The 8,156-nt window shown below is 76.1% G+C and carries 8 protein-coding genes and 1 pseudogene; 3 read left to right on the plus strand and 6 right to left on the minus strand.

The window, feature by feature from the left end; translation table 11 throughout:
- Positions 1 to 2: 2 nt before the first annotated feature.
- From GTR02_RS24645 to GTR02_RS17480, 3 genes are all read right to left on the minus strand, one after another.
- Positions 3 to 980: a 2Fe-2S iron-sulfur cluster-binding protein gene (locus tag GTR02_RS24645; protein ID WP_205709516.1), complete on the minus strand. Its 978-nt coding sequence runs from the start codon at positions 978 to 980 to the stop codon at positions 3 to 5.
- Positions 981 to 1,141: 161 nt separating this feature from the next.
- A complete protein-coding gene (locus tag GTR02_RS17475; RefSeq protein ID WP_166608763.1) occupies positions 1,142 to 1,342 on the minus strand; it encodes a hypothetical protein in 201 nt (66 codons plus the stop codon).
- Positions 1,343 to 1,382: 40 nt separating this feature from the next.
- On the minus strand, positions 1,383 to 1,592 hold the full coding sequence (locus GTR02_RS17480) for a hypothetical protein (RefSeq protein WP_166608764.1): 210 nt from the start codon (positions 1,590 to 1,592) through the stop codon (positions 1,383 to 1,385).
- A 176-nt stretch (positions 1,593 to 1,768) separates the two neighbouring features.
- Between GTR02_RS17480 and GTR02_RS17485 the strand changes: the two are divergent.
- From GTR02_RS17485 to ligD, 3 genes and pseudogenes are all read left to right on the plus strand, one after another.
- A pseudogene (locus tag GTR02_RS17485) lies at positions 1,769 to 2,626 on the plus strand (Gfo/Idh/MocA family protein); the annotation flags it as partial.
- Positions 2,627 to 2,756: 130 nt separating this feature from the next.
- Complete coding sequence (locus GTR02_RS17490) at positions 2,757 to 3,512, plus strand: ThuA domain-containing protein (RefSeq protein ID WP_166608765.1); 756 nt, start codon at positions 2,757 to 2,759, stop codon at positions 3,510 to 3,512.
- A 21-nt stretch (positions 3,513 to 3,533) separates the two neighbouring features.
- Positions 3,534 to 4,763: a non-homologous end-joining DNA ligase gene (gene ligD / locus GTR02_RS17495; RefSeq protein WP_166608766.1), complete on the plus strand. Its 1,230-nt coding sequence runs from the start codon at positions 3,534 to 3,536 to the stop codon at positions 4,761 to 4,763.
- Positions 4,764 to 4,772: 9 nt separating this feature from the next.
- Here ligD and GTR02_RS17500 read toward each other — a convergent pair whose 3' ends face one another.
- The 3 genes from GTR02_RS17500 to GTR02_RS17510 form a co-directional block, all read right to left on the minus strand.
- On the minus strand, positions 4,773 to 6,194 hold the full coding sequence (locus tag GTR02_RS17500; RefSeq protein ID WP_338073892.1) for an MFS transporter: 1,422 nt from the start codon (positions 6,192 to 6,194) through the stop codon (positions 4,773 to 4,775).
- Positions 6,157 to 6,465, minus strand: coding sequence for a hypothetical protein (locus GTR02_RS17505; protein ID WP_276611040.1), 309 nt, complete (start codon positions 6,463 to 6,465; stop codon positions 6,157 to 6,159). The genes GTR02_RS17500 and GTR02_RS17505 overlap by 38 nt, the downstream gene beginning before the upstream one ends.
- A gap of 95 nt (positions 6,466 to 6,560) precedes the next feature.
- On the minus strand, positions 6,561 to 8,156 hold a 1,596-nt coding region (locus GTR02_RS17510), incomplete at its 5' end, for an MptA/MptB family glycosyltransferase (protein WP_205709517.1).

Raw genomic sequence — 8,156 nt, forward strand, 5'->3', positions numbered from 1 at the left:
GGTCAGGCGTCGAGCACGAGCCGGTCGGAGCACGAGCGCGAGACGCAGACCAGCAGGCAGTCCCCCGCCGCGCGCTCGTCGGCGTCCAGGACGCTGTCGCGGTGGTCCGGCACCCCGTCGAGGACCGTCGTCTCGCACGTGCCGCACAGCCCCTGCCCGCACGAGGACAGCACCCGGCCGCCGGCCGCCTCGATCGCCTGCAGCACCGTGGTCCCGGTGTCGACGACGACGGTGCGTCCGCTGCGGGCGAGGACGACCTCGAACGGGGCGCTGCGCACGGGGGCGTCCTGCGCCGGTGCGCTGAACCGCTCCGTGCGCACCGCGCCGGCCCCGCGCCCCGCCCCGGCGCGCTCGACCTCGGCGACCATGGACGCGGGCCCGCAGCAGTAGATCCGCGCCGCCGCACCGGCTCCCGCGACGCGGGCCGCGACGTCGAGGCGGTCCCCCTCGTCGGAGGCGTGCACGCTGACCCGGCCCGCACCCGTGGGCAGCTCGTCGAGGAAGGGCATGCCCGACCGCGAGCGCCCGGCGTAGGCCAGGTGCCAGTCGGCGCCCAGGCGCTCGGCCTGGGCGACCATCGGCAGCAGCGGCGTGATGCCGATGCCGCCGGCGAGGAACAGGTACTCCTCCGCGGGGACCAGCGGGAGGGTGTTGCGGGGACCGCCGACCCCGACGAGGTCACCGACGGCGAGCCGGTCGTGCACGTGCGCCGAGCCGCCGCGGCCGTCCCGTTCCCGGCGCACGGCGACGCGGTAGGTGCGCGGGTCGAAGCGGTCGCCGCAGAGGGAGTACTGCCGGACCAGCCCGCCGGCCAGCACCACGTCGACGTGGGCGCCGGGGGCCCAGTCCCGCAGCCGGTGACCGGCCGGATCGGCGAGGGTGAGCACGACGACGTCGTCGGTCGCGGACCACCGCCCGACGACCCGCAGGGTGGTGCTCGCCACCGGACCGCCGGGCCCGCCGCCACCGTCGACGCCCACGTCTCCTCCTCGAGCTGGGGAGCCGTCAGCGTGCGGCCTGGGCCGGGTCCGTGGCCAGCGCCGTCTCGCTCAGCGAGACGCTCCCGGCGCCCCGACGCCGGTCGCCCGGCGCAGGAGGAAGCCCTGGGCGACGTGCTCCGCGACGCGCCGAGGTGGGGGGCTCAGCCGGCCGGGGCGCCGGGGTCGTCGAGCGACCCCACCCGGTCGCCGCTGCCCACGGGACCCTCGGCCGGGTCGACCTCGTCGGGGTAGCCGGGCGGGGTCGCCGGGCCGTCGCCGTCGCCCACGTCCTCGGCGGGGCTCCCCACCCCCAGGTCCGCACCGGAGGGCTGCTCGCGCGGCACGTCCGCGTTCTCGCTCATGCCCGCCCCCTACCCCGGCGGCGGCGGCCCGAACGTGCCGCTACCCGGGCACGCGCGCGAGGTAGACCGCCACCTGCTCCTGCGTGAGGCCGCTGCCCGGTGGGGCCCCCTCCAGGGTGATCTGCGTGCGGCCGCCCTCACCCGTGCGGAACAGGTTCCAGTCCCCGTCCAGGCGGGGTTCCATCTCGAGCCCCTTGCGCCGCGCCTCGTCGCTCAGCTGCCCGATCCTCGGTTCGATGTCCTCGTCCACCCGGCCAGTCTGCACCTCCCCGGGCCGGTCCCCGCCCGGCTCGGTAGGGTTCCCCGGACGATCGAGGGAGCGGGGAAACGGTGACGATCAGGCTCATCCACGCGGGCATCGGCGGCTGGGGCGGTGACTGGGAGGCGCACGCGATCGAACCGGTCGCCGAGGTCGACCGCGTCGCCGTGGTCGACCCGCACGAACCCACGCTGCGCCGGTTCCAGGAACTGCGGGACCTGCCCGACGCCGCCTGCTTCACGTCGTTCGAGGAGGCGCTCGCGACCGTCGAGGCGGACGCGGTGCTGCTCACCACGCCCGTGCGCACGCACGTCCCGATGGCGCTGCAGGCGATGGAGGCCGGGCGGCACGTGCTCGTCGAGAAGCCGTTCGCGAGCACCGTCGAGGAGGCCGCGGTCGCGGTGCGCCGCGCCGAGGAGCTCGGCCTCGTGCTGCAGGTCAGCCAGAACTACCGGTTCTACCCCGCGCCCCGGGCGGCCGCCGAGCTCGTCGCCGCGGGCGCGGTCGGCGCGCTGTCCGCCGTGAGCATCGACTTCCGCAAGTGGGACCACGACGAACCGGCCGGCACCTACGGCCACTACGCGTTCCCGCACCCGCTGATCCACGACATGGCGATCCACCACCTGGACCTGCTGCGCAAGGTGACCGGTCAGGAGGCCGTCCGCGTCCACGCCCGGGCGAGCGACCCCGCGTGGAGCCGCTACGCCGAGGAGGCGGCCGCGGTGATGACCATCGAGATGGCCGACGGGCTCGTCGTCAGCTACCGCGGCAGCTGGGTGAGCCGCGCCCCCGAGACCGACTGGGGCGGCTCGTGGACCGTCGACGGCGCCGACGGGGCGATGTCCTTCAGCACCCGCGCCGGTGGCCCCGCGGGCCCGAACGCCGACACGCTCACGCTGCACCGGCCGGGCGCCGACCCGGAGGACGTGGCGCTGCCCGCGCTGCCCCTGTGGGGCCGCTCGGCCGGGCTGCAGGAGTTCGCCCGGGCCGTCGAGGGCGGGCCCCCGTCGGAGGCGAACGCGCGGGGCAACCTCGGCAGCGTCGCCCTCATGGAGGCCGCCACCCGCTCCGCCGCCTCGGGACGCGTCGAGGACGTCGTCGTGCCCGCCGACCTGCGCGGCACCCCGCTGCCCACCCCCGCCACCAGGAGACCCGATGAGCGACGCCCCCGTCCGCGTGACGGTCTGGAACGAGAACGTCCACGAGTCGACGGGGAACCCCGCGAGCATGGCGCAGGACTACCCCGACGGACTGCACGGCACCATCGCGCGCGCCGTCGAGGAGCTCGTGCCCGGGGCCACGACCCGCACGGCCGTGCTGTCGGACCCGGAGCACGGCCTCACCGAGGAGGTGCTCGCGGACACCGACGTCCTGCTGTGGTGGGGGCACGTCGCCCACGGCGACGTCGCCGACGAGGTCGTCGACCGCGTGCAGCGGCACGTCCTGGCGGGCATGGGCCTGATCGTCCTGCACTCGGGGCACTTCTCGAAGATCCTCATCCGGCTGCTGGGGACGACGTGCTCGCTGGCGTGGCGCAACGACGGCGGGCGCGAGGTGGTCTGGACCGTGGCGACCGGCCACCCCATCGCCGAGGGGGTGCCGAACCCGTTCGTCATCGAGCAGCAGGAGATGTACGGCGAACCGTTCGACGTCCCGGCCCCCGACGAGCTGGTGTTCATCAGCGCGTTCCCCGGCGGTGAGGTGTTCCGCTCGGGCATGACGTACCTGCGCGGGCGCGGCCGCGTCTTCTACTTCAGCCCCGGGGACCAGGACTACCCCGTCTACCACCACCCGGACGTGCGGCGCGTCATCGCCAACGGCGTGCGGTGGGCGCACCAGCCGGGCCTCGAGCGCGCCGTGCCCGAGGTCACCCACCCCGCCGAGGGCTGGTTCACCCGCTCGCCGGCCTGACGCGGTCCTAGGCTCTCGGGCATGGCGACGTCCCGCTCCGAGGCGCAGGTGCTCGAGATCGCCGGCCGCGAGGTGACGATCACGAACCCCGGCAAGGTCGTGTTCCCCGACGCCGGCCACACCAAGGCCGACCTCGTGGCGTACTACCTCGCGGTCGCCGACGCGGCGCTGCGCGGGGTCCGCGGCCGGCCGATGGTCCTCAAGCGGTTCGTGAAGGGCATCGGCGAGGAGGCCGTGTTCCAGAAGCGGGCCCCCGCGAAGCGCCCCGACTGGGTCGAGGTCGCGGAGCTGCACTACGCGTCGGGCACGTCGGCCGCCGAGACCGTCGTGCGCGACGCGGCGGGCCTCGCCTGGGTCGTGAACCTCGGGTGCGTGGACCTGAACCCGCACCCGGTGCTGGCGGAGGACCTCGAGCACCCGGTCGAGCTGCGCATCGACCTCGACCCGATGCCGGGCGTCGACTGGCAGCAGATCGTCGACGTCGCGCTCGTCGCGCGTGACGTCCTCACCGAGCACGGGCTGACGGCGTGGCCCAAGACGTCGGGGTCGCGCGGCCTGCACGTCTACGCGCCGATCGACGCGGTGCACGGCTACCGCGAGGTCCGCCTCGCGGCGGAGACCGTCGCGCGGGAGATCGAGATCCGGGTCCCGGAGCTCGCGACGAGCCGGTGGTGGAAGGAGGAGCGCCAGGGGGTGTTCGTCGACTTCAACCAGAACGCCAAGGACCGCACCGTCGCGAGCGCGTACTCGGTGCGCGGCCGGCCCGACGCCCGCGTCTCCACCCCGCTGGACTGGGACGAGGTCCGTTCCGTCGACCCGGCCGAGCACACGCTGACGACGGTCCCCCGCCGCGTCGCCGAGCGCGGCGACCCCTGGGCCGGCATGGACGGCCTCGGCGGGTCGCTCGGCCCGCTGACCGCGCTCGCGGAACGGCTCGGGCCGGCGGAGAAGGCGCCGCGCGGCAAGGGATCGCGGACGATGCTCATGCCGGTGATCGAGATCGCGCGGGCCCGCACGAAGCCCGAGGTCCTCGCGGGCCTGGAGACGTGGAAGGCGCGGCACCCCGGCGTCGCCGACCTCCTCGAGGAGCGCGACGTCCTCGTCGACGGCATGCGCGGCAGCAGTTCGATCTGGTACCGGGTGCGGGTGAACCTCCAGCACGTCCCCGAGGACCAGCGCCCGGAGCAGGCGGCGCTCGAGGTCGACTACGACCCCTGGGCGACCTACCGCGGCAACCAGCGCCGCCGCTGAGCCCCGCCGTCAACCCCGGACCACGTCCCCGGCCCCCCGGGGCAGCCGCAGTCCACCCACGGTGCTGAGCAGGGCGAGCACGGCCATCACGACGAGCGCGACGCGGTAACCGGTGGGCGCGGCCGCCGCCGGCTGGAACTCCTGCACGGCCCGCACCACCAGCGCCGCGACCGCCACGCCGAGGCCGACGGCGAGCTGGGCGCTGACCGCGGCGAGCGCGTTCGCGGGGCTCATGCTCGGCCCCGGGACGTCGGCGAACTGCAGGGTGTTGTAGGCGGTGAACCCCACCGACCGGGCCACGCCGGACAGCAGCAGGACGCCCGCCACGAGGACCCGCGGGGTCTCCGGCTGCAGCGCGGCGCTCGCGGCGAAGGTCGCCGCGAGCACGACGGCCGAGACGACGGCGATGGGCACCAGGGGGAACCGGCGCATCAGCGGGGTGGTGAGGGGTTTGACGCCCAGGTTGCCCACGAACACCCACAGGAGCATCAGGCCCGCGTCGACGGGGCTCCAGCCGAACCCGTCCTGCAGCAGCAGCGGCACGAGGAACGGCGCCGAGCTCACGGCTGCGCGGTACACCGAACCCGACCCGTTCGACACCCGGAACGTCGCGACCCGCAGCGTCGTGAGGTCCAGCAGCGGGTGCTCCGCGCGTCGCAGCCACCACCAGGTCGCGGCGCCGCTCGCGGCGGCGAGGAGCAGCAGCACGAGGCCCCGGCCCGCACCGCGCGGGTCGGTGACGGTGTCGAAGCCCAGCACCAGCGTGGCGATCGCGACGGCGCTGAGGACGAGCCCGGGGACGTCGAGCGCCCGGCGGCGCCGCCCGACGGCGGGGACGACGCGCCAGGCCACGACGAGAAGGAGGAGCCCGATCGGGACGTTGACCGCGAAGATCCACCGCCAGCCGGCGTACTGCGTGAGCAGCCCCCCCACCAGCGGGGCGACGACGGGCGCGACGAGGGCGGGCCAGGTCAGGTAGGCGATGGCCCGCACCAGGTCGGACTTCCGGGTCTCCGCGAGGACCACGAGCCGCCCGATGGGCACCATCATGCTGCCCGCGAACCCCTGCGCGAGGCGCGCGAGGGTGAGCGAGAGCAGGTCCGGGCTGAGGGCGCAGGCCACCGACGAGAGCGTGAACACCGCGACGGCGGCGAGGAACACGGGTCGGGCGCCCCAGCGGTCGGCGAGCCACGCGCCGAGCGGGATGAACGCGGCGACGGCGACCAGGTAGGCCGTGATGGCGATGCCGACCTCGGCGGCGGGCACGCCGAACCCGCGCCCGATGGACGCCGTCGCGGTGGCGAGGATGGTCGCGTCGAGGTTCTCCATGAAGAACGCCGCCGCGACGACGAGGGCGACCGAGCGCGACCAGCCGCGACCCGGCGGCCGGGGGCTAGTCGTGAGCGCGCTCTCCGGACGGCCCCGACGGATCGGCGGGCAGCAGCGTCGTCGGGACGGTCGAGGTGTCGAACTCCGGCCCGGCGGCCTCGACCAGCTCCGCGAGCACCTCGCGCGTGAGCCCGTCGCCCTGGACCACGAGCCCGTCACCGGCCCCGCCCGCGTCGTCGGTGGCGATCGCGTCGACGAGGGCGACCAGCAGCGGATCGTCCCCGACCGGCAGTTCGTCGCCGTACAGGGTGTCCAGCATCGCGCGGGCACGCCGCGCCCTGGCCTCGCGCCGAACCTCTGCCGCTGAAGGCACCGGCACCATCTCTTCCGTCCACGCCGACCGTTGGCGCGAGGATCGCACAGGGAGCGGACGCGCCGCCAGCCGGGACGAGCCGCGCCGGCGGGGGGTCAGGGCACGGCGGCCCGGGCGGGCGCCGCGGCCGGCCCGGCGCCGGCCGGCCGCGTCCGGGCCCGCACGGCGCGCAGCAGGGACACGACGGCGACGACGCCCGCGGCGGCGCCCCAGACGGCGACGACCACGTCCGCGGGCGGGACCACGGAGTTCACGACGGCCCCCGGCAGCGCGACGACGAGCCACTCGGGGCGACGGGCCAGCGCCGCGAGCGCCACGACCGGCAGCGCGTACCAGGGGTAGTTGGGCGTCAGCACGAGCAGGCTCGCGCCGTAGAGCACGACCGCACCGGCGAACGGCCGCACCGGGTCGGTCCGCCAGGCCACGACGACGGCCAGCACGAGCAGCACGGCCACGGCGACGACGCTCCTCGCCCCCGGCGGCACCTGCAGCACGGCCAGGACGGAGAACTTCGTGGCGCCGGAGTCGAAGCCGTTCTCGTTCAGGTACCCGCCGAGGTAGCCGAACACGAGCGCCCCGGCCCCGAGGACGTGCGGCACGTACGAGGCGGCGACGGTGAGCAGCGCCACGGGTGCCGCGAGCCACGGCCGGAACCGGTGCCGCAGCGGCACGAGGACCGGCAGCAGGGCCAGCGGCAGCAGCTTGGCCGAGACCGCGACCCCCAGGGCCACGCCCCCGAGGACCCGGCCCAGGACGGCCCGCCGCCACGTCAGCAGCCCGAGGGCCGTCACCGCGGCGGCGGCCGCCAGGACGTCGACGTGGGCGCCGTTGCCGGTCTCCTGCGGGGTGACCGGGGCCCACCCCCACAGCAGGGCCCACCGCGGGTCCCCGCCGCCGCGGGCCAGGACGAGCCCGATGACCGCGGTCGTCAGCAGCGCCAGCAGCGCCGAGCCGACCTGCAGTCCCAGCGTCCCGGCCGACCACGGGGTCACCGCGGCCACGGCGGCGAACCACGCCTCGGCGGCCGGGGGGTAGATGGTGACGGTCCGCGGGCGGTTGATGCTCGTGCGCGGATCGTCGGCGATGACGTCGAGGAAGGCGGCGCGGTCGGCCGGGAGGTCGTGCACGGTGGTCAGGCCGCTGGCGTCCGCGGGGCCCAGACCCGGGAAGAGGACCGGGTCGCGCAGCCGGGCCAGGGCGTCGTCCGCGGGGGCGTAGCGGTACGGCGAGATCCCGGCCAGCTGCACGCGGCCGTCCCAGACGTAGCGGTAGGCGTCCGTGGACGACAGCGGGATCGACGTCAGGCCGGGCAGCTGGCACAGCGCCGCGACGAGCAGGACGACCCCGAGCGCGCGGCGTCGCTCGCGTCCGCCCGCGGGGGCGGGCGCCCGCAGCGCCCACCACGCGGTGAGGCCGAAGACGGCCCAGCTGCCGAGCAGCACCGCGAGCCACGGGCCGCGCGCGGCGCCCATGGGCCCGACCACCAGCATCGCCACGGCGGCCCCGACGCTCGCGGCGCCGGCCACGAGCAGCCGCCGCACCGCCGGGGTCACGCGCTCGCGGGAGGGCGGCGAGGAGTCGGGGCGCACGACCGCGACCTTCTCACCGCCCGCCCGGCCGCGCTCGGCGGTCCGGCTCAAGGTGGGCGCCGCGCGCACCGATGACCGGGGCAGCGGTCCACGCACGGGCCC

Source organism: Kineococcus siccus (assembly GCF_009906795.1).
GTDB classification, from domain to species: Bacteria; Actinomycetota; Actinomycetes; order Actinomycetales; family Kineococcaceae; genus Kineococcus; species Kineococcus siccus.

Excerpts from the sequence above, each read along its gene's own strand:
- GTR02_RS17475 (WP_166608763.1), bottom strand. The coding sequence starts at position 1,342 with ATGAGCGAGAACGCGGACGTGCCGCGCGAGCAGCCCTCCGGTGCGGAC.
- ligD (WP_166608766.1), top strand. The coding sequence starts at position 3,534 with ATGGCGACGTCCCGCTCCGAGGCGCAGGTGCTCGAGATCGCCGGCCGC.
- GTR02_RS17490 (WP_166608765.1), top strand. The coding sequence starts at position 2,757 with ATGAGCGACGCCCCCGTCCGCGTGACGGTCTGGAACGAGAACGTCCAC.